The organism is Chlorogloeopsis sp. ULAP02 (genome assembly GCF_038404745.2).
GTDB lineage: Bacteria > Cyanobacteriota > Cyanobacteriia > Cyanobacteriales > Nostocaceae > Chlorogloeopsis.
On sequence record NZ_JAYKTT020000087.1, the window covers coordinates 18,524 to 43,074 of the forward strand.

General features: G+C 40.5%; 17 protein-coding genes and 2 pseudogenes. 12 read left to right on the plus strand and 7 right to left on the minus strand.

What is annotated here, in order from left to right:
- Positions 1–110: 110 nt before the first annotated feature.
- Together U2718_RS31625 and glcD are read right to left on the minus strand one after the other, a co-directional pair.
- Complete coding sequence (locus U2718_RS31625) at positions 111–2,375, minus strand: GAF domain-containing protein (protein WP_341993992.1); 2,265 nt, start codon at positions 2,373–2,375, stop codon at positions 111–113.
- Between the two features lie 757 nt (positions 2,376–3,132).
- Positions 3,133–4,620, minus strand: a complete 1,488-nt coding sequence (gene glcD, locus U2718_RS31630) for a glycolate oxidase subunit GlcD (protein ID WP_341993991.1) — start codon at positions 4,618–4,620, stop codon at positions 3,133–3,135.
- A gap of 157 nt (positions 4,621–4,777) precedes the next feature.
- On the opposite strand from glcD, the pseudogene U2718_RS31635 reads away from it, so the two are divergent.
- From U2718_RS31635 to U2718_RS31670, 8 genes and pseudogenes are all read left to right on the plus strand, one after another.
- Positions 4,778–5,107 (plus strand): annotated as a pseudogene (locus tag U2718_RS31635) (Uma2 family endonuclease); the annotation flags it as partial.
- Positions 5,108–5,178: 71 nt separating this feature from the next.
- On the plus strand, positions 5,179–5,781 hold the full coding sequence (locus U2718_RS31640; protein WP_341993990.1) for a TetR/AcrR family transcriptional regulator: 603 nt from the start codon (positions 5,179–5,181) through the stop codon (positions 5,779–5,781).
- Between the two features lie 39 nt (positions 5,782–5,820).
- Positions 5,821–7,107, plus strand: coding sequence for an ABC exporter membrane fusion protein (locus U2718_RS31645; protein WP_341993989.1), 1,287 nt, complete (start codon positions 5,821–5,823; stop codon positions 7,105–7,107).
- A gap of 65 nt (positions 7,108–7,172) precedes the next feature.
- Positions 7,173–7,592, plus strand: coding sequence for a DUF6463 family protein (locus U2718_RS31650; protein WP_341993988.1), 420 nt, complete (start codon positions 7,173–7,175; stop codon positions 7,590–7,592).
- Positions 7,573–7,779, plus strand: a complete 207-nt coding sequence (locus U2718_RS31655; protein ID WP_341993987.1) for a hypothetical protein — start codon at positions 7,573–7,575, stop codon at positions 7,777–7,779. The genes U2718_RS31650 and U2718_RS31655 overlap by 20 nt, the downstream gene beginning before the upstream one ends.
- A 230-nt stretch (positions 7,780–8,009) precedes the next feature.
- The gene (devC, locus tag U2718_RS31660; RefSeq protein ID WP_341993986.1) at positions 8,010–9,173 is read left to right on the plus strand and encodes an ABC transporter permease DevC; all 1,164 of its coding nucleotides are present in this window, start codon (positions 8,010–8,012) and stop codon (positions 9,171–9,173) included.
- A gap of 167 nt (positions 9,174–9,340) precedes the next feature.
- Positions 9,341–10,051: pseudogene (locus tag U2718_RS31665) on the plus strand (DevA family ABC transporter ATP-binding protein).
- 35 nt (positions 10,052–10,086) lie between these two features.
- Positions 10,087–10,836: a Uma2 family endonuclease gene (locus U2718_RS31670; protein ID WP_341993985.1), complete on the plus strand. Its 750-nt coding sequence runs from the start codon at positions 10,087–10,089 to the stop codon at positions 10,834–10,836.
- Between the two features lie 55 nt (positions 10,837–10,891).
- On the opposite strand, the gene U2718_RS31675 is transcribed toward U2718_RS31670, so the two are convergent.
- Both U2718_RS31675 and miaA read right to left on the minus strand, forming a co-directional pair.
- Positions 10,892–11,653 carry a GDSL-type esterase/lipase family protein gene (locus tag U2718_RS31675; RefSeq protein WP_341993984.1) on the minus strand — a complete coding sequence of 254 codons (762 nt, stop codon included), beginning with the start codon at positions 11,651–11,653 and terminating at the stop codon, positions 10,892–10,894.
- A gap of 17 nt (positions 11,654–11,670) precedes the next feature.
- Positions 11,671–12,633 carry a tRNA (adenosine(37)-N6)-dimethylallyltransferase MiaA gene (miaA, locus tag U2718_RS31680; RefSeq protein WP_341993983.1) on the minus strand — a complete coding sequence of 321 codons (963 nt, stop codon included), beginning with the start codon at positions 12,631–12,633 and terminating at the stop codon, positions 11,671–11,673.
- A gap of 332 nt (positions 12,634–12,965) precedes the next feature.
- Between miaA and gyrB the strand changes: the two genes are divergently transcribed.
- Together gyrB and rpoD are read left to right on the plus strand one after the other, a co-directional pair.
- Positions 12,966–14,906, plus strand: a complete 1,941-nt coding sequence (gyrB, locus tag U2718_RS31685; RefSeq protein ID WP_341993982.1) for a DNA topoisomerase (ATP-hydrolyzing) subunit B — start codon at positions 12,966–12,968, stop codon at positions 14,904–14,906.
- 1,958 nt (positions 14,907–16,864) lie between these two features.
- Positions 16,865–18,046: an RNA polymerase sigma factor RpoD gene (gene rpoD, locus U2718_RS31690; RefSeq protein WP_289789862.1), complete on the plus strand. Its 1,182-nt coding sequence runs from the start codon at positions 16,865–16,867 to the stop codon at positions 18,044–18,046.
- A gap of 237 nt (positions 18,047–18,283) precedes the next feature.
- Here the strand turns inward: rpoD and U2718_RS31695 are convergent, their stop codons facing one another.
- Positions 18,284–18,463: a chlorophyll a/b-binding protein gene (locus U2718_RS31695; RefSeq protein ID WP_016872644.1), complete on the minus strand. Its 180-nt coding sequence runs from the start codon at positions 18,461–18,463 to the stop codon at positions 18,284–18,286.
- A gap of 589 nt (positions 18,464–19,052) precedes the next feature.
- Here U2718_RS31695 and U2718_RS31700 point away from each other — a divergent pair.
- A complete protein-coding gene (locus tag U2718_RS31700) occupies positions 19,053–19,757 on the plus strand; it encodes a hypothetical protein (protein WP_341993981.1) in 705 nt (234 codons plus the stop codon).
- 438 nt (positions 19,758–20,195) lie between these two features.
- On the opposite strand, the gene gyrA is transcribed toward U2718_RS31700, so the two are convergent.
- Positions 20,196–22,730, minus strand: coding sequence for a DNA gyrase subunit A (gene gyrA, locus U2718_RS31705; RefSeq protein WP_341993980.1), 2,535 nt, complete (start codon positions 22,728–22,730; stop codon positions 20,196–20,198).
- A gap of 232 nt (positions 22,731–22,962) precedes the next feature.
- Here gyrA and U2718_RS31710 point away from each other — a divergent pair, with 232 nt between their 5' ends.
- Positions 22,963–23,361: a response regulator gene (locus U2718_RS31710; RefSeq protein ID WP_289789859.1), complete on the plus strand. Its 399-nt coding sequence runs from the start codon at positions 22,963–22,965 to the stop codon at positions 23,359–23,361.
- Positions 23,362–23,554: 193 nt separating this feature from the next.
- Here the strand turns inward: U2718_RS31710 and U2718_RS31715 are convergent, their stop codons facing one another.
- Positions 23,555–24,445 (minus strand): tetratricopeptide repeat protein, encoded by an 891-nt coding sequence (locus tag U2718_RS31715; RefSeq protein ID WP_341993979.1) that lies wholly within the window; start codon positions 24,443–24,445, stop codon positions 23,555–23,557.
- Positions 24,446–24,551 lie beyond the last annotated feature (106 nt).

The following is a 24,551-nucleotide window of genomic DNA, read 5'->3' on the forward strand; positions in this document are numbered from 1 at the left end:
ACATCATCAAATACAATGTATAAATCTATTCAGCATCCTTTATAGTTGCTGACTCGTAACTAAGTCTATAATTTACACTATAATTAACAGTATATTTACTAGACAATTATTTATGATACTTTAATTTCTCTGGGTAAACTGAGAGTGAAAGTAGTAAAAGCTTCTTGACTTTCTACACAAATTGAAGCTTTTAAATGTTTTACCAGCTTCTGTACTAATGCCAATCCCATTCCTGCACCTGTGTGTTTCCACGGCTCATTCTGGGGAATCCGGTAAAAAGGCTCAAAAATGCGTGAAAGTTCGTTGGTTGCTATTCCAATGCCATAATTAGTAACGCTAATCTGTACGGTATCCCCTACAGCAGAAGCAGAAATAATAATAGAACCACCAGCAGGCGTATATTTGCAGGCGTTATTTAACAGTTCTGTGATAATACGTTCTAAGTCTGTAATATCAGTTTCTAGGGGAGGAAGCTCACCAGTGATATCCAAAATTAAGTTTTGTTGGTGGCAGGCGGTAAGTTCTCGAAAGGATTCAACAATAGGAGGAAGCCAGGATTGTAAATCGATTGCGATTAAAGTTAAAGGTTCGATTTCGGCTTCTAGATATGTAAGCGTCAACAGATCATTAATCAATTTGCTTTCTCGCCCACACTCACTTTGGAGAATCTGTAAAAGCTGCGATACTAGCTCTGTATCTAATATATTTTCTTGTTTGATGATGCTATCTAGTGTTTGAACAGCAAGGCAAATGCTTGTAATTGGTGTTCGCAGTTCATGAGAAAGGGTTCTGAGGAATTCGTGTTTGAGATTTTCGAGGGTTTCAATGTCTGTTAACCGTGTCTTAGCTTGTTGGCAAAGACGAGATTGACAAATAGCGATCGCACATTGATTTGCGATTTGCTGCACCAAATTCACTTCCCATGCCTCAAACTCTTTTTCTGTTGCCCTAGTCAGCCAGATATTTCCCGTTAGTCCTTGTATATCAAAAATTGGACAAGCTAACTGTGTGATTACAACTAACCTTGGATTCCAATCCCGCATAATTTTCCCAAATTGCAAGGATTGTTTTTGCAACAGTGGCTGATACAGTTCTGGAAAATCTTCAATCACTCTAACTGCTCCTTGGCACAAAGGAGGAGTGGTGGTGTATTCCTGGGCAACAGTCGCCAGGGTTTTACTAGCATTATATAGTTCAATTTGGCAGCGATCAGCTTGCAATATTCGTCCCAACTCCTGTGTAGCTGTTTCTAAAATTCGATCTATATCCAGATTGTCACGAATTTGCTCATTCAAGCGTTGCATCAAGCCTTGAACTTGTAGAGTTTGCTGTTGCAATTTCAACTGAGCTTGCAAAGCTTGTACTTGCCGATACAATTTTGCTTGTTGGGCGGCAATTCCAATTTGAGTTGCTAATTGCTCTAACAAATCGATTTCTGTTTGCTGCCATTGTCGTGGTTCACAGCAGTGCTGGGCAATTAATAATCCCCATAAATCTTGCTGAAACATAATTGGCACTACTAAATTAGCTCTTACTTGCAAAGAAGCCAGAACATCAATTTGACAAGGATGCAATCCTGCTGCATATATATCCTCAACAATTTGAATACAACCACGCTTGTAGGACTCTAAGTATCTTTCAATAAAACAGCTAACTTGAAGATTGATCCCCACCAGCGGACTACTGGAAGCAATTGTAGATTCTGCAATTATGACTCCATTACTATCATTCTGGAAGCAATAAATCAACACGCGATCGCTCATCAAAAATCGCCGTAGCTCCGTGACTATCTGATTGAGCATGGCATCAAAATCTAAAGAGTCGCGAATCCCTTTGGTGATTGTTCCTAATAGCTTTTCCCGCTCGCTATGACGGCGGAGTGCTTCTTCTGATTGTTTGCGTAGACGCGTAGCGGCTTGCCGTGAGGCATCGCTAATATTAGTACTAGTGCCAATCAAGCGGTAAATACGTGAACTTTCATCCCATAAAGGAGTCAAAGTTGTACTCCACCATGTAGGAATTCCTTGAAATTCCAAGCATTCTTCGTAGGAAATAGTTTTACCAAAGCGTACGCAATCTGCATAGTGCTGACGCGCCTTCGCCGCATCTATTGGTGAAAGCACCTCCTCCAGTGCTTTACCTTGCAGTTCCTCTGAACTCATGCCTATCCAACGCTCATGAGTTGGATTGATCCCTAAATACCGAAAGTTACCATCCTCCAGAACATCAATCACAAATACAGATGCCTGCACACAATTGCAAATGTTGCAAAGAAACTGCTGATGATTCTTATTTTCTATATCTGTATTGATCTGAAAATGATGACAAGACGGCTGTGCCAACTCTGTGGTAGATTCAGATGGATTAATATTCATGCGAGAGTCCCTGGGGTATGGTAGCTGAGTCTACTAGGCGCTCTCTCATACATATATATAAGTTGTGGTAGATACTTTTTAGCGCCTAAGGCAAAGTATTTTTAGCGTTGATTGATGCTGAATTGAATAATGTGTGCTTCTAGTTGGAAAGCTAGTAAAACCTATGGGGGTAAGTTTAATTAGTCCTGCCAATTAAAAGCTATGCCACATTTGCAGCTCAGTCAAAACGCCATATCAATGATTTTCAATATTGTCTTAAAATCTTTGCACAAAAAATTATCAAAATTTGATGACGTAGATAAATTTCATAAATCTTCATAAGGTTATAACTTAAGGACACGTAATTGTTTAAGTGAGCCTATCGTCCTACATAACATTCCCAATCAGGGAGCTAAACGTAGAAATTGTCACACTTGTTGTGTAGATGCGTAGATGTCCAGAGTGCAGCTTCAAGGGAAGGTAGGCTACTTTTCTTAGAGTACAGAACTAAGTGCAGTAAAGCAATTCCCTTAACAAGTCATACCATCTTGGATTTTGGATTAGAAATAGCCTTCTGTATCAGGGTTCGGTAAATTCATCTGTCGCAATTATTTTTTAATGGTGTCAGAGTAAGCAATTCCAACGACAAAACTTCATCGCCAAGCATGAAAAAGGAACTGCCTCCACACCAAGCTAGACTCTCACGGGCAAATGCCAACAACGCTCGTGATCAAAATATTTATTTCCCTGTTAAGAGTTCCCTGTTCCCATCAGGCTGTTAAAAACGCTCCATCCCTTCTATCGCTTCAAACTTCTTAGCAGCCTCACCCATAGCTCTTGCAGCTTCTCCACAAGTGCGCGGAGTCGGGAAAATCTTTTCGGGATTCGCTAAACCCTGAGGATTAAACACTTGCCGTACCCATTTCATAGTTTCTAAATCTGCTGCTGTGAACATCTCTGGCATATAGCATTTTTTATCTGCACCGATGCCATGCTCACCAGAAATACTGCCACCAACTTTTACACATAATTTAAGAATTTCTCCGCCTAATTCTTCCACTGTTTCTAATGCACCTGGAACAGAATTATCATAAAGAACCAGCGGGTGAAGATTGCCATCGCCGGCGTGAAACACATTAGCGATACGATAACCATATTTCTGACTTAATGTCTCAATTTCTTGCAGTACATAGGGTAACTGAGTACGAGGAATTACCCCATCTTGTACATAATAATCAGGGCTTAAATGCCCAGCGGCGGCAAAGGCTGCTTTGCGTCCTTTCCATAGCTTCAGTCGTTGTTCAGGATCGCTTGCAGATGTAATATTACGTGCTCCATTCTGTTTACAAATCTCTGCTACCCTTTGTTTATTTGCCACAACTTCTACTTCCAAACCATCAATTTCTACTAACAGAATTGCGACTGCATCGCGAGGATAACAATTTAAGGCTGTGACATCTTCCACGGCGTTGATGCTGAGATTATCCATGATTTCCATCCCACCAGGAATAATTCCCGCACTGATGATGTCAGAAACACTCGCTCCTGCCGTTTCAATACTTGTAAAATCTGCCAGTAAAACACAGATTGATTCTGCACTTTTGAGAATTCGGAGCGTAATTTCTGTAGCAATCCCCAGCGTACCTTCCGAACCAACAAATATACCCGTCAAATCATAACCAGGCATTTCGGGGATTTCTCCACCCAAGTCTAAGATGTCGCCTTTAGGAGTAACTATTTTTAATCCCAATACGTGGTTTGTGGTAACACCATATTTGAGACAATGTACTCCCCCAGAGTTTTCAGCAACATTGCCACCTACAGAACAGATAATTTGACTAGAAGGATCAGGAGCATAATAAAAACCAGCACCACTCACAGTTTGTGTTACCCAACTATTAATTACCCCTGGTTGAACAATCACACGCTGATTTTCTAAATCTATATCAAGTATTTGCCGCATTAAAGAAGTAACTATTAAAACGCTATCTTCAATCGGCAAAGCACCACCCGACAAACCAGTACCAGAACCACGAGCAATAAAGGGGACAGAATATTTATTGCATATCTTTACTACCGCCGCCACTTGTTCTGTAGTTCTGGGTAATACCGCCACTGCTGGGCGCTGGCGATAGCTGGTTAATCCATCGCATTCATAGGTGATAAGTTCTTCGCGGCGTTGTACTACACCATTTTTGCCAAGTACAGCCTCGAATTCTTTAATAATGGGTTGCCAATTACGTTTTTGTGTATCTTGGATAAGCATAGGTAATTCTTATAGTTGCAAGAAGATATTCTAATTTTTCGTAGCGGCGGTAGGGGTGTACGAGGAATATTTTTATTACACCCAAGCTTCTTTAGACGTGCTGTTTAATTTAACATCCAATAGCGATCGCCTCTATACCTTTAAGGATAATATCTAGTTAGTCTACGATCCCACCCAGCAATTAGGAGAGCAAGTACTGCGGGTTTATGAAATTCGGGGAAGGCGTTATTTTGAAACACAACAAGCCTGGTGAGAGCAACTCGGATTCGGTTTGACTCTATGGCAAGGAGAATTTGAAGGTAGGCAGGATGGGTGGTTGCGTTGGTGCTATCAAGATGGCACTGTGTTAGCAACTGGGGATGAACGCGCTGATCAAGAACGCTTGGAAAAGGAACAAGCCCTACAACGTGCCGAACAAGCCGAAGGGCGCGCTCTACTACTAGCAGAACGATTGCGTGCGATGGGAATAGATTTAGATACTCTATAAAAAAATCTAAAGAATTGTTTCTCTCTATTAAGATAAAATATAACTACCGTTCGATATAAATAAATTTTGTAATGCCCAAGATAGTTGATCATGAGCAATACCGCAAAGAGTTGTTAATGAAATGCTTTGACTTGTTCGCCCAAAAGGGCTATGCCGCAATCACTATGCGAGAGATAGCCCAAGGACTCAGTGTTTCTACAGGTACGTTATATCATTACTTTCCTAGCAAGGAAGCTTTGTTTTTTCAGTTAATCGAAGAACTGACACAGCAAGATATTCTCAACTTTCTAGCTGGGGCTAGAGATGCCAAAGCTTTACCAGAGCGCATCGAAGCTTTAATGAATTTTGCAACCAAGAATGAAGACTATTTTTTTAAACAAACTTTGCTGATGTTTGACTTTTATCAGCAGCAAGAGCGAACTGAAATTTTGAAGAATCCGAGTATTAAGAAAGCCTCAAAAGATACTAAACAGGCTTTAACAGAGTATTTGGAAATTGAAGACAAAGCGTTAGTTAACTTTGTTTATTGTTTTCTCAACGGCTTGATCTCGGCGCGAATGTTTGAGGGTGATGCTATTTCTTATCGCGAGCAGAGTGAACTGCTAGCAAAAATGTTAACAGCTTATCTCAACACTCAAGCTCAAGCAGGTTCTGAGAATGGGAAAAATAAATGATATACATCCCCCTTTTTCTAATTTAAGTAAACAACACATATGGCTGAACAATCCATCTCAAAATCTTTAACTAGGCGACTTATTGGCTTGATATTAACTGCTGCTGCAATTACCGGAGCGATCGCTTTATATGGCATCTCTCGATTTGACTTAGCTGGTAAGTCTGAGTCTCCAAGCCCAGAAACACTGCCTCCAGTAAGAAAAGTTGCAGCCCTTGGGCGTTTGGAGCCAGAAGGGGAAGTGATTCGCCTGTCTGCACCTTTAGCATTGGATGGCGATCGCGTGGCTAAAATACTTGTCAAACAGGGCGATAATATACAAGCGGGGCAGGTAGTAGCAATTTTGGATTCGCAAAAACGCTTGCAAGATGGCGTAGTGCAGGCAAAAGAGCAGGTAAAAGTGGCTCAAGCAAAATTAGCACAGGTAAAAGCTGGAGCCAAAACTGGAGAAATTCAGGCACAACAAGCAAACATTAGCCGCTTGCAAGCCGAAAGACAAACAGAAATAGAGGCACAACAAGCAGCAATCGCCAGATTAGCAGCAGAACAAAAGACAGAAATTCAAGCCCAACAAGCAGCGATCGCGCGGTTAGCAGCAGAATTGCGAAATGCCACTATGGAATACCAACGCCACGAAAAACTGTATCAAGAAGGTGCGCTTTCAGCATCATTGAGAGATAGCAAACGCCTGAGTTTACAAACTGCACAGGAACAATTTAACGAAGCCCAAGCAAACCTCAAACGCATCCAATCATCGCGACAGCAACAACTTGCCGAAGCCAGAGCAAACCTTAGACGCATTCAAACATCTCGCCAAGAAGAATTAAACTCTGCGAGAGCGACTCTTAACCAAATTGCTGAAGTTCGCCCGGTAGATGTACAGGCAGCCCAGGCAGAAGTAGACAATGCTAAAGCGGCACTACAACAAGCAAAAACTAATCTCGAACAAGCTTACATCCGCGCCCCGATCGCCGGGCAAATTCTCAAAATTCACACGCGAGCCGGAGAAAAAATTGCTGATGTAGGCGTTGCGGATTTGGGGCAAACTCAGCAGATGGCAGTAGTGGCGGAAGTTTATCAAACTGACATCGGCAAAATTAAACTAGGGCAGCAAGCAGTAATTACCAGTCAAGCATTTTCAGGAGAATTGCAGGGAAAAGTTTCCGAAATTGGCTTGCAGGTGAATAGACAGAATGTCTTCAGCAATCAACCAGGAGAAAATTTAGATCGCCGTGTTGTAGAAGTGAGAATTCGCCTCAACCCTGAAGATGGCAAGCAAGTTACTGCTCTCACCAACTTGCAGGTGCAAACAGCAATTGAGTTGTAAAGTTTTTTTGCTGTAATTTATAACGAATGTTTGATATATCTGCAATCTATCAAAGGAGGTTTGAGATGTTTAAAGTCAGCGGATATCTTTTAATCACCATTAGCATCATTCATATCCTAGTTGGTATCTGTCTTTTTACTGAACCCCTTTCAGAGATAGTTCGCAATGGGGTATTCAATACAACTGCTCCTAATCCACTTTCTCCTTATTTTGACCGAGAAGATGCCTTTTGGTTCATGATGATTAGTCCACTACTTTTTATTTTAGGACAGCTATGTTGTTGGGCAGAAGCTCAGGGAAGCAGCCCACCAGCTTTTCTCGGTTGGAATCTTTTAGGATTTTCTGTGGTTGGAATAGTGATTGAGCCGATTTCTGGTTTCTGGCTTTTAATTATGCCAGCAGTTCTCATACTCATTGAATCGCAAAAAGTTAGCACTCGATTGACTAAAACCAGGGAAGAAATACATGAAAATTCAGTCTTGTAGAACTTCCTTTATCTGGTTTCGGCTGCTCCGCAGAACCTATCCTTGGATAACTTTAGTTATTACTGGTTGCAAAATTATTTACTCTGGTGGAATTCAACAGGATAGAGAAAAAGTACGGTTCATGCTGGCAATGACAAGGATTGACTTTGTACGTGTTTACCAATTTCTCAATGATTTGCTGTGGTGAAATTATGACTTCTAATCTTGTACAACTTGAGCGATCGCAAATTAAACCTTTTACAAAAGTCTATTAAAAAAATTCAACCACAGATGGACACAGATAAACACAGATAATTCATCACTGTGTATCTGTGTTCATCTGGAGAGCGCAATGTCGATTTTTGCAAGATGTTTAATATGTCTGCATCAATAACGAACGTTCGATATAAATTTTCATTTCGTCAAACAGGTGTTATCATGCTTCGCAAACTATTTCGCCGCACCCCGTTGGCATGGCTCCAGCTAAAGAAAGAAAAAACACGCTTGGCAGTGGCGTTAGCGGGAATCGCTTTTGCGGATATGCTGATGTTTGTACAGATGGGGCTACTAGACGCGCTGCTAGATAGTGCAACCCAAGCTCATCAAAATCTGCAAGCGGATTTAGTTTTAATTAATCCCCAATTTCAATCTTTGATTTCTGTCAAAAGCTTTCCTAGAGAAAGGTTACAGCAAACCTTAGCTTACGATGACGTTAAATCAGTTCGTCCTTTGTACATCAACGTTGCCCAGTGGCGCAATCCTGAAACTCGCATGACTCGGAGTATTTTAGTATGGGGGATAGATCCGGCAAACCCACCATTTGATAACCCAGAGGTAAATAAAAATCTAGGGCAACTTCAGTTACTGGATCGGGTACTATTTGATCTTGCTTCTCGCCCAGAATACGGCGCTATCCCTGATTTAGTAAAGCAACATGGCAGTGTGGAAGCTGAAGTAAATAGTCAAACTGTACAAACGGTAGGCTTATTTCAGCTAGGCGTATCTTTTGGTGCTGATGGTAACATTATCAGCAGCGATTCTACTTTTCTCAAGCTATTTCCAGAACGCAAGCCAAATCAAATTGAAGTTGGGCTGATTAATTTGGAGCCAGGTACAGATGTGCAAGCTGTGCGATCGCAACTCACAAGAGCTTTGCCAAATGATGTCAAAGTATTAACTCCTCAAGAATTTGCCCAAACAGAAATAGATTACTGGAGTAATCAAGGGATTGGTTTTATCTTCGGAATGGGAGCAGCGGTAGGATTTATCGTTGGGATTGTGATTGTTTACCAGATTCTCTACGCTGACGTTTCCGATCACCTGCCAGAATACGCCACATTAAAAGCGATGGGATATAGCGATCGCTATCTCATGACTATGCTCATGCAAGAAGCTTTATTACTAGCGGCATTAGGCTTTATCCCTGGAGTGCTTTTATCTGTCGGGCTTTACCAAATTACCTACGCTGCGACATTAATACCAATTGGCATGAAACTCAATCGTGCAATTTTTGTCTTGCTGTTGACGATGATTATGTGCAGCGCTTCGGGAGCAATCGCTCTGCGAAAACTTAGAGCCGCCGATCCAGCAGATATGTTTTGAGGCTAAGTAGAAGGCAGTCTCGATGAACTTCGTACACCACCAAGTATGGAAAAGGATTCTTTCCCCTACACCCCTAAACCCTCTTTCAAGGCAGGAGGCAGGAGGAAAACCACCTATTTAATAGTTAACGACTATCAACAATTAACAAATAACAATTAACAATCAATATGGAACCCATTATTTCTATCCAAAATCTCAATCATTATTTTGGGCAAGGTTCGCTGCGTAAGCAAGTATTATTTGATATCAACTTAGATATTTATTGAGGAGAAATTGTAATTTTAACTGGGCCATCTGGCTCTGGTAAAACTACATTATTAACTTTAATGGGTGGCTTACGTTCTGCACAAGAAGGTAGCTTGAAGATACTAGGGCAACAAATGTGTGGAGCTAAAAAGAGACAATTAACAGAAATTCGCCGTCAGATTGGCTATATATTTCAGGCGCATAACCTCATGACATTTTTGACAGCAAAGCAAAATGTCCGAATGTCGTTAGAACTTCATGAAGAAATTTTAGATGAAGATTTAGATGCCAAAGCCACAGCTATTTTAGAACAAGTTGGTTTAGGTGATCACGTCAATTATTATGCCAAAAACTTATCAGGTGGACAGAAACAACGAGTAGCGATCGCTCGTGCTTTAGTAAGTCATCCCAAAATTGTTTTAGCAGATGAACCAACTGCTGCACTCGATAAAAAATCTGGACGAGATGTAGTGGAATTGATGCACAAATTAGCAAAAGAACAGGGTTGTACTATCTTAATGGTTACCCACGATAACCGGATTTTAGATATAGGCGATCGCATTATCTACATGGAAGATGGTCATCTTAAAAATGATAGTGTAGATGCAGATGTTTTGAACTCAGTCAACTAACGTAAAAATCAAGCTCTCAAGAGGTAAATAAACTCATGGTTGAGCAACTTATAATCAATGATGACAATTTCTATATACCTGATGCTAATCGGTTAGTAACTGAAGATGACACACCAGTGGATAATTTTGCTTCTGAAAAACAACAACGTCTCTTAGTTAGCTCCCTTTATAGTTCTTTACAAAATCAGATTTTCTTAGCAGCAGCAAATGTCGGCATCTACTACATTTACAAACAATCCCCTATTGTGCCAGACGTCTTCTTGAGTCTGAATGTGCAAGTGCCTGAGAACTGGTGGGAAAAGCAAAACCGTTGCTATATGCTTTGGGAATTTGGCAAAACTCCAGAAGTTGCAATCGAAATTGTTTCCAACAAAGAGAGTGATGAACTAGGAAGCAAAATGAGAATTTATGAACAAATGCGGATTAGTTACTACGTAGTCTATGATCCAACTCGACAATTAGGAGAGCAGCAGTTACGCATTTATGAACTTCGGGGGGCGAGATACTTTGAAACACTAGAAACTTGGTTAGAGCAAGTTGGTTTAGGGTTAACTCTCTGGCAGGGAGAATTTGAAAGCAGACAGGATATTTGGTTGCGCTGGTGCTATCAAGATGGTAGTGTTCTCCCAACAGGAGATGAACGTGCTGAAGTAGCTCAACAACGTGCTGAACAGCAAAAACAACGTGCCGAGATGGCTGAACAGCGTGCGCAAATTGCAGAACAACACGCTCAATTACTAGCAGAACGACTGCGTGCTATGGGAATAGATCCAGATGGACTGTAGAAAATTTTTAGATAAAGCGCTAATCAAATCAGTGTAAGATTACAAATATAAATTTTCAGCTTTTTTGTATTTCGGAAGCAGCTACATATTTTTCAATTGCTGACTTCCAAATTAAGTATGCGCTACCATTTAAATGTAAACCATCAACTGTATATTTCGCATTTAATTGGTTTTCAGAATCTAAAAGTTGAGAAAATAAATCTATATACTGGTAATGAAAGTTTTGAGCAAGCTTTTGCAACCCTAAGTTAAGATTGATAACATTTTTATTATCTTGCCAATATATATAAATTTTATTATTAACAGGCAACACACTTTGAATAAAAATTTCTGTATATGGCGTCTTTTCTTGAAACTCTTTTAAAATTTCCTGATATCTTTCTAAAATCTCTGTAACGGATTTACGGCTATTTATTAAATCATTAATTCCTATCATTAAGAATATTTGTTTAGGCTGTGATGATATAATTATACTGAGGCGATATAATATTCTCTCTATCGTATCACCAGAAATACCTCTATTTTTGACATTGATATTTCCCAATAACTCTATCCATTCACCTTCATCCGTGATACTGTCTCCCAACATAATAATTTCAGATTCAGATCGAGGCAATAATTCAAATTGACTCTTCTTATGCCAATAGTAGGCAGGATAATCAAGATAGAGATTTTTTTGAAGATTCAAAAATTTTAATGTTTTCAAGAACAAATAGTAATAATTGTCTTTTTTAAGGAAAATTAAACCGCCAATAATAAAACATAAAATATTAATAATGGCAGAAATCCACAATAAAAACATGATTTGATTATTCATATTTACAATTCGACATTTTAAGAATTATTAATAAATTTCCAAATTCGCAGCCATACTTTGTCTAATAAATCTGGACTTTCTACGTCAAACCACTCAATTTGTGAGTAGGCACGAAACCAAGTACACTGCCGTTTGGCAAATTGGCGCGTATGCAAAACTGTTAATTCTTTAGCTTTATCCAAAGAAATATTTCCTACTAAATATTGTTTTATCTCTTGATATCCTAAAGTGTTAAGCAAAGGCAAGTCGGCACCATATTTTTGGCATAAATACTCAACTTCACTTACCAAGCCATCTGCCATCATCTGTTCGTTACGCTGGGCTATGCGACGGGTGAGATGAGCGGAGTCACAATCTAAACCAATTTGCAAAATTGGATACTTGGGAGGATTTTCTCCTTGTTGCTCAGAAATTGGACGACCAGTAACATAAAAGACTTCTAATGCTCTTAAAGTTCTGACTGAATCATGTGGATGAATTTTTTGGGCTGCAACAGAGTCAACTTGTTGTAGCATGGCATACAGCTGAACTTGGCACAGAGATTCGAGTTGCGATCGCAATTCTTTTTGAGGTGCTACCCTGGGAATTTTCATTCCTTGCGTAATCGAGCGTATATACAAGCCAGTACCACCCACTAAGAGAAGGGGGGGAGGGGGAGAGGGGGAGAGGGGGAGAGAATTATTCTCATTGTCCTCTTGTCCCCGCGTCTCCCTGTCCCCTTGTCCTGATATTAATGCTTGCGCCCGCTCCTGATAATCTGCTACCGTCATAATTTCTTTGGGATCGCATATATCAATCAAATAGTGGGGTACTAATTTCTGTTCGGCTGCGGTTGGTTTAGCTGTGCCAATATTAAACTCTCTGTATACTTGACGAGAATCTGCACTCAGAATTACAGTACCTAGTTGCATTGCTATAGTTAATGCTAAACCCGACTTACCTGTTGCTGTTGCACCACAAATCACAATTAATTTAGTCATTGGTCATTGGTCACTAGTCATTGGTTAGTAGGAGCGGTTTTTTTGATTGTTTTTCGGCTCAAACCGACAATTTCTCTTTTAAACCCGCCCGTACAGTAGTTAGTGGTTAGTGGTTAGTGGTTGATTTTTCTCCCCCTCTCCTCTGCCCCTGAAGCTCCTCTGCTTTGTTGTCCCCTTGTCCCCACTCTCTGCATAGGGGTTGGAACCCCTATTTGAATTTCTCATCAAACTGCTCTAAAGTCGCCTATAAGGCTTTTGTGTTAGAATCTTGGAGTGTTTTAGACTTTTTCGCCTTTTGGCGATTTTCACCCCCACTTATCAGGAGAATTTACATGACGAGTAGTTACAGTGCCGAACAGATTCAAGTTCTGGAAGGTCTGGAACCCGTCCGCAAACGACCGGGGATGTATATTGGTTCCACAGGGCCGCGAGGACTTCACCATTTGGTGTACGAGGTGGTGGACAACTCGATTGATGAGGCTTTGGCGGGATACTGTACCCATGTGGAGGTGGATCTCAACGCCGACGGTTCTGTTACTGTAACAGATGATGGTCGAGGTATTCCTACTGATATTCACCCACAAACAGGAAAATCGGCATTGGAAACTGTATTAACCGTACTGCACGCTGGGGGTAAATTTGGCGGCGGCGGCTATAAAGTTTCTGGAGGACTGCACGGGGTTGGTATTTCCGTTGTCAATGCTTTATCAGAGTGGGTAGAAGTCAAGGTTTGGCGAGATAAGAAGGTTCATGCCCAGCGTTACGAACGAGGTGTTCCCGTCACCGAACTGACAGCAAAACCCTACAAAGAGAATCGCAGTGGCACTTCTGTCAATTTCAAACCAGATACCCAAATTTTTACTACTGGTATTGAGTTTGACTATGTTACTTTAGCAAGCCGTTTGCGGGAATTAGCGTATCTCAATGCGGGTGTCAAAATTACTTTTACTGACTACCGCTTGGAATTACTAAAAAGCGATCAGCCTAAAGTAGAAACCTACGAATACAAGGGTGGTATTCGCGAATATATTGCTTATATGAATGCCGATAAGCAACCACTGCATGAAGAAATTATTTACGTGCAGGGAGAACGTAACAACGTTCAAGTCGAAGTGTCATTGCAGTGGTGTACTGATGCCTATACAGATAATGTATTGGGTTTTGCTAATAATATTCGCACGGTGGATGGCGGTACGCACTTAGAAGGTTTGAAGGCAGTTCTGACGCGTACTCTAAATGCGATCGCCCGCAAGCGTAACAAAATAAAAGAAAACGAACCTAACCTCAGTGGCGAACACGTTCGCGAAGGCTTGACTGGCGTCATTTCTGTCAAAGTCCCAGATCCAGAATTTGAAGGGCAAACTAAAACTAAACTTGGTAACACCGAAGTTCGGGGAATCGTTGATTCTTTAGTAGGAGAAGCTCTCACCGAATATCTAGAATTTCGCCCCCCTATTGCCGATGCCATTTTAGATAAAGCCATCCAAGCCTTTAAAGCGGCAGAAGCTGCCCGTCACGCGCGAGAATTAGTGCGCCGTAAGTCAGTTTTGGAATCTTCGCCACTACCCGGTAAATTAGCAGATTGCAGTACCAGAGACCCTAAAGAATCAGAAATTTTCCTGGTGGAAGGCGACTCCGCAGGTGGAAGTGCCAAGCAAGGACGCGATCGCCGCTTCCAAGCCATCCTCCCCTTGCGCGGTAAAATCCTCAATATCGAAAAAACTGACGATGCTAAAATCTATAAAAACAATGAAATCCAGTCTCTAATCACTGCCCTGGGTTTGGGTGTCAAAGGTGAAGAATTCGATGCTTCCCAACTGCGCTACCACCGAATTGTGATTATGACTGACGCTGATGTGGATGGAGCACACATTCGCACCTTGTTGTTAACTTTCTTTTATCGTTATCAACGAGCACTCATCGAACAAGGCTACGTCTACATCGCTTGCCCACCACTCTATAAAATAGAGCGAGGACGCAATCATTATTATTGCTACAGCGATCGCGAAAAAGACAACCTGATTCGACACGAGTTTCCTGAAAACGCCAACTACACCATTCAGCGATTCAAAGGTTTGGGTGAAATGATGCCTGATCAACTCTGGGAAACTACTATGAACCCAGAAACCCGTACCCTTAAGCAAGTGGAAATTGAAGATGCAGCCGAAGCCGATCGCATTTTCACAATTTTGATGGGCGATCGCGTGGCACCCCGTCGTGAATTTATTGAAACCTATGGTTCTAAACTCGATCTCACAGATCTAGACATTTAAATACATCTCAAATGATCCACCAGGTTAGTTGTGGACAAAAATAAATGGGCAATGGGTGAAAACCTATTACCCATTACCAATAATTCTAAAAATTGCAGCATGGCCAATTTAATCTCAGAAGACAAATCACCAGGATTTTGTTGTTTTTGTAAAATTTCAAGACTAAAATTCAACATTATCTGACAAAAAGCGCCTCTTAGATAAGTTTATGATTTCTTATCAAGAATGCAGGCAACTGCAAAAATTTAACAGTATTGAATATTAACAGTCACTCTAAGCATTACTTGTAATAAATATTACTATTTTATCCTCTTTATTTATGTACGCTCATAAACGTCAGTTACTTAACTTAAATTGTTTAACAATCATAAAATATTAAATTTATATTTAACCTGAGATATAATTTATACCTCACAAACTGGTCTTTAATGAATACTGTTTTCTGTTTACAAACAATTAGAAATTATCAATCATCGAGTATCTAATAAGTATTTTAAAAGTTTTAGTATTTCAGTCAACAGCAACGTATTTTTGTTTTTCCCACTACAACTCGGTAACTACGATTGGGTGAGGACAAGAGCTTTAGTTTTGACGGAGTGACGTGATCTTGCTTTTCACCGCTCATATTTGTGCTGTGGTTTTGATGAGTACAAGAACAACGATTTCTAATCAGTCCAATTTAGCTCGACCTCTATACTGATAGACTATATTGAGCTTAAAAAAGTACATTATATAAAATATGCTCACCACACTCAGTCAAAATTCATCTTTGCCTAACAAGATTTCAAAATTTATCAAATCCCAGTTGCTCGTGTATGCACTTAACTGCTAATCATCCAATTTGCTTTAGTTGCTTTCTATAAAACTTATTTATCTAAACCCTGACTCATGGGAGTGTATATTTTGCATTAATTCTATGCAATTTTGCTTTCACTGGGCTAATATCGATAGTCTTGGCTGTCAAATCCTGTCTGAATTGATTAAAATATCGGTATATACAATAAAAACAGTTTGTCAAGTTGCAAAGGGTGGAAATTTTAGCAGTGTTCTAACTAGCGATAAACACCGCATCAATTGCATCCAATCAATTTTGGTCTTCTAGCCTCTCCTGCCAAGCCTTTACTTTCAATCTAGGTGACTGGCCTTTGTAAAGCTAGGGTGCCTTTATGAAAGTACTACAATTCGCAAATTTGGAAATTAATGTTTACGCCACGCCACTCAAAATAATATGAAGATAACTGTTACTAGCAGATGAAACAAAATCTAAAGTCAGTACTTTATGAAGTAAATGTAAAAATAAGTACGCTATAGTCGGTAGAGTTAACTAACATGAAATGCCTTGTTTTAGAATGTTGTAGTTAGCACATGAGAACAAATACAAGTAACTTTACTTATCTTTTAAAGTAATGATGATACAGCGAGAGTTACAACAAGATTTGGAGAAAATTCAAACGTATCAGTACCGTTCTCAGTGCGTTTTTGCTACAACAGCTTTTACCTTACCTAATTAGTCTATGGAAAAAACACAAAAGCAGTGCAATTTTTGTGAAACAGGCTACAATCGGAACAGTCTTTACACAAAAATCTTCCAACAGTCAGATTTATTCTTATGGAGTTGTAAATTTTTTAGCAAGATGAGTCTTATTTAGATAAGTTCAGTTAAAAAATGTGTTGATTAGCAACACAATGGCATTTACTAAAATGAGAATTTAACTTGGTGGGTACTGCGGTGGCAGAGAAACACATAAACTAAACATTTATTACTTACCAAGCACTCATTTTTAAGTCTTTTACCGGGGTCTATATCAGTGTCCTTCCAAAAAAGGGGTTAAACTTCCGGAAAATTTTTAGCTAAATTAGCTAAAAAGCCTTTTATAAAAAAGGCAACATCTCGCTTAAATAAAAGCAACAAAAATATCTTGAGTAATTGATTCTGCAAGGAGCATGAGGAACGCGGCATGAACCAGGCTAACAACGTACTCGACAACATTTATCAGCCTGACCTAGAAATTGAGATGAATCAGCCTGAACTGTTAGAAGAACTCTTGCTGGATGATGAAGTAGAAGAGGACTTGCTGATCAGCGATGAAGGCGAGCTCGACGAAGAATTTTTAGAACCTCAGTCTGATGAGGACGACGCTAAGTCTGGGAAAGCCGCAAAATCGCGTCGTCGGTCACAAAGCAAGAAAAAGCATTACACTGAAGATTCGATTCGCCTTTACTTGCAGGAAATCGGTCGAATCCGCCTGCTCAGAGCTGACGAAGAAATTGAACTGGCACGAAAAATTGCAGACTTATTGGAATTAGAGCGAGTACGCGATCGCCTGCAACAGCAGTTAGATCGCGAACCTCAATATAGTGAATGGGCTGAAGCAGCAAAAATGCCGCTGCCACAATTTCGCCATCGTCTACATATTGGGCGTCGAGCGAAAGACAAAATGGTGCAATCGAACCTGCGACTTGTAGTTTCAATTGCCAAGAAGTATATGAATCGTGGTTTATCTTTCCAAGACTTGATTCAAGAAGGTAGCCTCGGTTTGATTCGTGCCGCCGAAAAGTTTGATCACGAGAAAGGTTATAAGTTTTCTACATACGCTACATGGTGGATTCGTCAGGCAATTACCAGAGCGATCGCCGATCAATCTCGCACAATTCGCCTTCCCGTCCACCTCTACGAAACCATCTCTAGAATTAAGAAGACTACCAAACTGCTTTCTCAAGAAATGGGACGTAAACCCACTGAGGAAGAAATTGCTACAAGAATGGAAATGACGATCGAGAAACTGAGGTTTATTGCTAAATCAGCCCAGTTACCAATTTCATTAGAAACGCCCATAGGGAAAGAAGAGGATTCTCGACTGGGCGATTTTATTGAGTCTGATGGCGAAACCCCAGAAGATCAAGTTTCCAAAAATCTATTGCGGGAAGATTTGGAAAAAGTCCTCGACAGCCTTAGCCCTCGTGAACGTGATGTTCTGCGACTGCGCTACGGTTTGGACGACGGGCGGATGAAAACATTGGAAGAAATAGGACAAATTTTCAATGTCACCCGCGAACGCATCCGTCAAATTGAAGCGAAGGCACTGCGTAAGTTACGTCACCCTAATCGCAATAGCGTTCTCAAAGAATATATCCGCTAGTCATTAATTTTGGGTCATTAGCTAACCATATTATCCACAGTCAATGACAAATAAATAACCAAGTACGGTAAAAACCTGGGGTGAATTAACAATCCCAGGCTTTATTATTTATCCATTTATATTTATCGTTTTAAGGATCGGCTTTTCGGAGTCGTCATGTACGCCTATCGCTGATCAGAAAAGCTCTGCGCTTCCTCGCCTCAGCCCGAATTGAATAAGGTTCAACTGGGCTTGATACTACAGAATACCCCAGAAGTGTAAAAAGCCTTGACCAGAAAATAATTCAATCAAAGCAGCGGCTAAGAAGCCGATCATAGCCAAACGACCATTCCAAATTTCTGCCTGTGGGGTAAAGCCCCAACGCCAAGCATTACGATCATCTGTTACAGGGGCAGTAATCTTTGTTGTGTCTTGCATGGGTAGTACTCCAAAATAAATTTACTAAGTTTTGCAAGCTTTTGTTAATTAATATAACAACTATTTTAAGAAGTGCAACTTTTATTTGAGATTTTTGTATAACATTTACTTATGATTTCTATGTAGAGAGAAGTCAAAGGCTGAACTCTCACTATTATCTAACAATTGAGAGAGATTTGCATTAATTCCATAGGCAAATAGAAAAATAGTTGATAAGTTTTCTAGAATTGATGACTGTGAAAAATCTCAAAAGAGCGATATCCTAAGGCTATTGATAGTTTAATAGCTACAACAAAACAAGTCTTTAATAACAAAAATATTATCAATAATTGATTATAATTTATAATTTTATGTATTAATTAATACAACACAAAAAATAGACACGTACTTATCGATAAATTTACTAGAATTTCATTAACTTCAAATTAATCTCGGCATAATTTAACCTTAATCTTTTATTAACTGAACTTTTTAATCCAATGTATTCGTAAATTACAAGGGGTTATCTCACACAAGTTCAGAGGATGAATGTGTCAAATCGACACATATTTTTGGTGCTGCCTAAAAAAGTAAACAAAGGTGAGAGTTGATGTTAAAAAACAGTGAGCAGCAGGATGAAATGCACGCGATACAGCTTAGATTTACTCAATTCAAAGCATTACTATCAATCATGCTATTGATATACGTGCCAGTACTTATTCTGTTTGCAATTTTAAAATTGCAAACCAAAATACCGATATCAACCCTGACACGAGATCCATTGGCAATTGCTAACGCACCATCTTATTGGGGAGCAATTTCCAACTTAGGGATATTAATGTGGTGTGCTGCTGTGGTTATTCCTTGGTTCAGCTTTAAGTTACTCCAACAAACAAAAAACAATAAAGAATTTAGTCGTTTTTTTCTTTTTTCTGGCTGCCTTACATCTATTTTGTTATTAGATGATCTCTTCCTTTTACATGAAGGAATGTTTCCACATCGTCTTAATATTTCTGAAAAGTTCGTCTTACTTGGATATGGAATAATTATTTCTTTTTACCTAATCAAGTTTAGAAAAGTTATCTTGAAGACCAACTTTATCTTGCTCGTTCTTGCTTTAGGCTTTTTTGGATTCTCAGCAATTTTTGATTCACTTCCATTTGGAGGTTGGCTTGAAAATGAAGACCAATACCTAGTGGAAGATGGCTTAAAGTTTTTGGGAATAGTTAGTTGGCTCACTTACTTCGCGGTCACTTGTGCAGAACAACTTAAACGTATACTGAGAATTGAAACTACAAAAGATAATAGATTTTAGTAAAGCCAAACAAATTAATCCTTAGATTACCTTTACCTCAAAATGTTGCGGATGTAACCGCTTGACCAATATCTTGCTAAAGTTTAGCAAATTAACTTAGAACTTAGACAAAATCCCTCTAAAATCCTCTTGACTCCGTGTTCCCTGCGTTGCGCCAGTTGCTACAAGTCAGCACTAGACGCGTAGCAGCTTCCCGGAGGTTAGCCGCCCAACGCACTGGCTTCTCTGTGGTTTATTATTCCGTAACTAGTGGGAATACGATTTCCCTAAATTTTGGCTACAGATGGAAAAAGGTTTGTAATTGCGCTTAAGCGCTACTATAAACTATGTGTAGCCTTTAATTTGGAGAATTGGTATAATTCCTGTAACTTAGCAAATTGAGGCGCTATTGAACAAGCGCCTTTAGTTACCCAAAGTTTTTTGCTTTAGATTTAACCATCAATTGCTTTCTATTCCCAGTTCGGCAACGGTGATAATTTTTTCGTCGCGATTAAGTTTAAGCATATTTTCACCCATACTATCTCTGCTTAAGTTAGGCACTGTATTTACTGAAAGCCGCAGTACTCGTTGATGATTGGTTACTAGCGCTACTTCAGTACCTGGTTTTGCCAAAACCATTCCAGCTAGATAATCAGTTTTACTAGCAAATTTTAAGGTCTGAGTACCGATATCACCCCGGTTAGCTAGACGCACAGACTTGACTGGGAAACGTTTGGCGTATCCCAATTGTGTCACTAATAATAAATTTTCTTCAACATCAAAAGTCACACCACCAACTATCTCTTCTTGCTGACGTAGGCGTAAAGCTTGCAGTCCCATAGCAGTACGACCCATAATTGGTAGCTGCTCATCATTCACCCCAAATCGCAACAGTCTTCCACCAGAACTAGCTAAAATTACTTGCTTACCTATTGATGTAAATTGGCTTAACAATAATTCGTCGTCTTCTTTGAGTTTCAAAATTGTAATTCCACGACGGCTTAAATTAGTAAACTCCACCAGAGATAAACGCTTAATTCTTCCTTGTTTGGTAAGTAGAATAATATCAGCAGTTTCTGGATCTTCTGGAAGCAAAAAGCGGCTAACTACTGCTTCTGTAGCTTCTTGGGCAGTGTTTGTAAGCAATGTAATCAGTGGTGTTCCCCGTGGCGATCGCCCAGTAGTGGGGGGGATATCTCCAACTTTTACGGGGTAAACTTTACCACCACTGGTAAGTACCAATAAATCTTTTTCTGTATCTGTCAATGTAGTCTGGAGGACAAAGTCATTATCCGACAAACCGTTATCAGTCTTCGATTTTCTGCCATTTGGCTGAGTACGGCGCACATAGCCTCGTTGAGTGAATTCCAAAATCACTTCTTCTGGAGGCGTTTCTGGTTTTGGACTTTGGATTTGGAATTTTGAATTCTCTTGCTCTTTGTCTCCTTGTCTTTTTGTTCCCTTGTCTGCTTGTGCTTTTGTCTCCTCTTGAGTGACAACTATTATTTTAGTGCGACGTTCATCACCATACTTGCGCTTTTGGGTACGCAAGTCTTTTTTTAAGGCTTTTAGTAATTCCTTTCTGTCACTTAGTAAGCGTCTCAAAGTAGCAATTTGCTCCTGCAATTGCTCATACTCTTGCTGTAAATTTTGCTGTTCCAAACTTGTGAGACGTCGTAGTGGCATCGCTAGAATTGCATCTGCTTGTACTTCGCTCAAATCCAAACGACTTTGCAAGTTAATTTTTGCTGTACTGCCATCACTAGCTCGCCGCAAAATTTCAATCACCTCATCAATGCAAGACAAAGCTTTCAATAAACCTTCCACTAAGTGCAAACGATTTTCTGCCTTACCCAACTCATAAGAATAGCGGCGTGAAAGCGTCTGTTCTCGGAAATTTAAGAACTCTTGCAACAATTGGCGTAGAGTCAACTGAACTGGTAGTCCATTCACCAACGCCAAGAGAATTGCCCCAAAATTCGTCTGTAAAGCAGTTTGGTGATAGAGTTGCTGGAGAATATCTTGAGGGTTAGCATCGCGTTTTAGTTCTATGACTACACGCATCCCCTGGCGATCGCTCTCATCGCGAATATCAGCAATTCCTTGCAAGCGACTTTGATTCACCAAATCTGCTACTTTCTCAATCCAGCCAGCCTTATTCACTTGAAAAGGTAATTCTGTGACTATAATTGCCGTCCGTCGCTTGCTACCTCTGCCACCCAAAACTTCCTCGACTTGGGCGACTCCGCGCAGGACAATACTGCCTTTTCCTGTTGTGTAAGCCTCACGAATTCCAGCATCACCGACAATCTCACCACCTGTAGGAAAATCAGGCCCTGGAATTAACTTCATTAACTTTTCATCTGGCAAGTCGGGTTGATCTATTAAAGCAATTAACCCATCTACAACTTCGCCAAGATTATGGGGTGGAATATTTGTCGCCATACCCACAGCAATACCGGCACAACCATTTAGCAACAAAAATGGTAGCTGTGCTGGCAATACAGTGGGCTCTTGCTGGGAATTATCGAAGTTGCCGATAAATTCCACCGTTTCTTCACCGATTTCTGCCAGCATTCCCTCGTGAGTAATCGGTGCGAGGCGCGTTTCTGTGTAACGCATTGCCGCTGGTGGATCATTATCCACACTACCGAAATTGCCATGTCCTGCCAGTAAGGGATAACGGCTAGAAAATTCTTGCACTAGCCTCACCAAAGCATCGTAAACTGCTTGGTCACCGTGGGGGTGATATTTACCCAGCACGTCTCCCACAACACGGGCGCATTTTCGATAAGGGCGATCAGGTGTAAGTCCTAGCTCGTGCATAGCGTATAAAATTCGCCGATGCACAGGCTTTAAACCATCACGCACATCAGGTAACGCCCGCCCGACAATTACACTCATGGCATATTCAAGGTAAGACCGTTGCATCTCAGTATGCAAGGCTGTGGAGATGACCTGTCCCGTAGAGAGAAGGTTTAACTGTTTTGCCATGAGTTTTTCCCTAAATTTTCACTACACAAAATTTGCCGTTACTGAACACTACAGCAACCACAGCATAGCGGATGAAATGCCTCTCCTTACAAAATCTTGATAGTCATAGGATAAGAAGCAGTAGTATTATCCTTGATGTCGGGGATACACATTGATTGTCTAAAAGGAGGCATATAACTGTATTGGATTAGATCAGGTGGTTATCCCCCTCACCCCTATAAGTCAAATTCTCATGAAAACTGTTTTGATTGTCGAAGACGACTTGATTAATGCTCGCGTTTTTTCCAAAATTTTGACCAAACGTGGTGGTCTGGAAGTAAAACACACCGAAAATGTAGAAGAGGTAATGAGAATTGCCCAAGCGGGGGAAGCAGACATTATTTTAATGGATGTTTCTCTGTCAAGAAGTGTTTTTCAAGGTAAGTCAGTTGACGGTATCAAAATTACACAAATGTTGAAATCTGATCCTCAAACTGCCTCCTTGCCAATTATTCTCGTAACTGCACACGCAATGGAGGGCGATCGCGAGAATTTTTTAAAACAAAGTGGCGCTGATGGCTACATCTCCAAACCTGTGATTGACCATCAACAGTTTGTTGAACAGATCGTGGCATTGCTACCTAAAGACTAACAGAAATAATTCAGAACCCAAACCAGATGTAGTTGCCCACCTGAACGATGGGCTATCTATTCTGGTCTAAATAATATATATGTACTACTAGATAGCATATTTGAGCAAGTGGCAAATTAGGGGCTAGGGGCTAGGGACTAGGAATAAAGAAATCTTAATACCTAGTACCCAATCCCCGATGCCAAATACCCAATTACTGAGCAGGTTGTGGGGCAGTGGGGGCAGATTGATTTGCTCCTCTTTGCTGTAGGGCTGCTTGAATGCGAGGTAATTGGAGGAATTTCTGGGTATCAGATAGCAAGCGTTGCCCCCAAAGATTTTGTTTGAGAAAATCTAAATCACCATAGCGATCATCAATGCGAAGTGCTGTTTCACCCATTGCCAGCCCTTGTTTTTGATCGCCTTGAGTGTAAAGTGCTACTGCTAGAGCCAACAAAGGTTCTGCCGCTTGCTTGTCAATAGCGAGTGCAGCTTGCCATTGTTTAATTGCTCCTTGGACATCGCCTTGCTCGTACTTGATTAAACCAATGTTGTTAATGGCAGGCCAGAATTTTTTATCTTGGGAAACAGCTTTGTTGTATTGGGCGATCGCATCTGGTAATCGACCCAACATATAGTAAGCATTACCCAAATCAAACAATCCCTCTGGATCATTAGGTTTTAACTTTAAACCTTCTTGGAAATAATTAGCAGCGATTGGGTACTTTTGCTGCTGAAAGTGAGCCGAACCCAAAGCGAAAAGAACATCGCCATTTTTGGGATTGAGAGATTGTGCTTTTTTAAGGGCGGCGATCGCATCATCTACCTTTTTGGTTTGTAAATATAAGCCGCCTAAGAGAAACCAGACTTTATCACTCTTGGGAGCTAGTTGAACTGCCAGCCGCGCTCTCGGCATTGCCATTTCATACTGTTGAAACTGTGCCAGTTGAGCTGCCTCCTGTGCTAGACTCAGTCCCTGTTGCTCCAACTTGGCTGTGTCTAGTTGCAACGTATGAGGTATTAATGCCTGTGCATGAGTAGCTTTCGGGATACTCCACAAACTACAGACAACAACAAGAGAAATCAAACCAATTCGTTTAGGCACACTATCGCCTCTCTACCACAAATTCAATAATCTTCCAGCTAGCTTAAACGATCTGCGCTCTAGTGGGAAAGGAAATAATTGTGCAATTGACAACCAAAGTCACCCG

What these genes read in the sequence shown, in the direction of transcription:
- U2718_RS31625 (WP_341993992.1), bottom strand. Translation starts at nt 2,375, where the DNA reads ATGAATATTAATCCATCTGAATCTACCACAGAGTTGGCACAGCCGTCT.
- glcD (WP_341993991.1), bottom strand. Translation starts at nt 4,620, where the DNA reads ATGCTTATCCAAGATACACAAAAACGTAATTGGCAACCCATTATTAAA.
- U2718_RS31640 (WP_341993990.1), top strand. Translation starts at nt 5,179, where the DNA reads ATGCCCAAGATAGTTGATCATGAGCAATACCGCAAAGAGTTGTTAATG.
- U2718_RS31645 (WP_341993989.1), top strand. Translation starts at nt 5,821, where the DNA reads ATGGCTGAACAATCCATCTCAAAATCTTTAACTAGGCGACTTATTGGC.
- U2718_RS31650 (WP_341993988.1), top strand. Translation starts at nt 7,173, where the DNA reads ATGTTTAAAGTCAGCGGATATCTTTTAATCACCATTAGCATCATTCAT.
- U2718_RS31655 (WP_341993987.1), top strand. Translation starts at nt 7,573, where the DNA reads ATGAAAATTCAGTCTTGTAGAACTTCCTTTATCTGGTTTCGGCTGCTC.
- devC (WP_341993986.1), top strand. Translation starts at nt 8,010, where the DNA reads ATGCTTCGCAAACTATTTCGCCGCACCCCGTTGGCATGGCTCCAGCTA.
- U2718_RS31670 (WP_341993985.1), top strand. Translation starts at nt 10,087, where the DNA reads ATGGTTGAGCAACTTATAATCAATGATGACAATTTCTATATACCTGAT.
- U2718_RS31675 (WP_341993984.1), bottom strand. Translation starts at nt 11,653, where the DNA reads ATGAATAATCAAATCATGTTTTTATTGTGGATTTCTGCCATTATTAAT.
- miaA (WP_341993983.1), bottom strand. Translation starts at nt 12,633, where the DNA reads ATGACTAAATTAATTGTGATTTGTGGTGCAACAGCAACAGGTAAGTCG.
- gyrB (WP_341993982.1), top strand. Translation starts at nt 12,966, where the DNA reads ATGACGAGTAGTTACAGTGCCGAACAGATTCAAGTTCTGGAAGGTCTG.
- rpoD (WP_289789862.1), top strand. Translation starts at nt 16,865, where the DNA reads ATGAACCAGGCTAACAACGTACTCGACAACATTTATCAGCCTGACCTA.
- U2718_RS31695 (WP_016872644.1), bottom strand. Translation starts at nt 18,463, where the DNA reads ATGCAAGACACAACAAAGATTACTGCCCCTGTAACAGATGATCGTAAT.
- U2718_RS31700 (WP_341993981.1), top strand. Translation starts at nt 19,053, where the DNA reads ATGTTAAAAAACAGTGAGCAGCAGGATGAAATGCACGCGATACAGCTT.
- gyrA (WP_341993980.1), bottom strand. Translation starts at nt 22,730, where the DNA reads ATGGCAAAACAGTTAAACCTTCTCTCTACGGGACAGGTCATCTCCACA.
- U2718_RS31710 (WP_289789859.1), top strand. Translation starts at nt 22,963, where the DNA reads ATGAAAACTGTTTTGATTGTCGAAGACGACTTGATTAATGCTCGCGTT.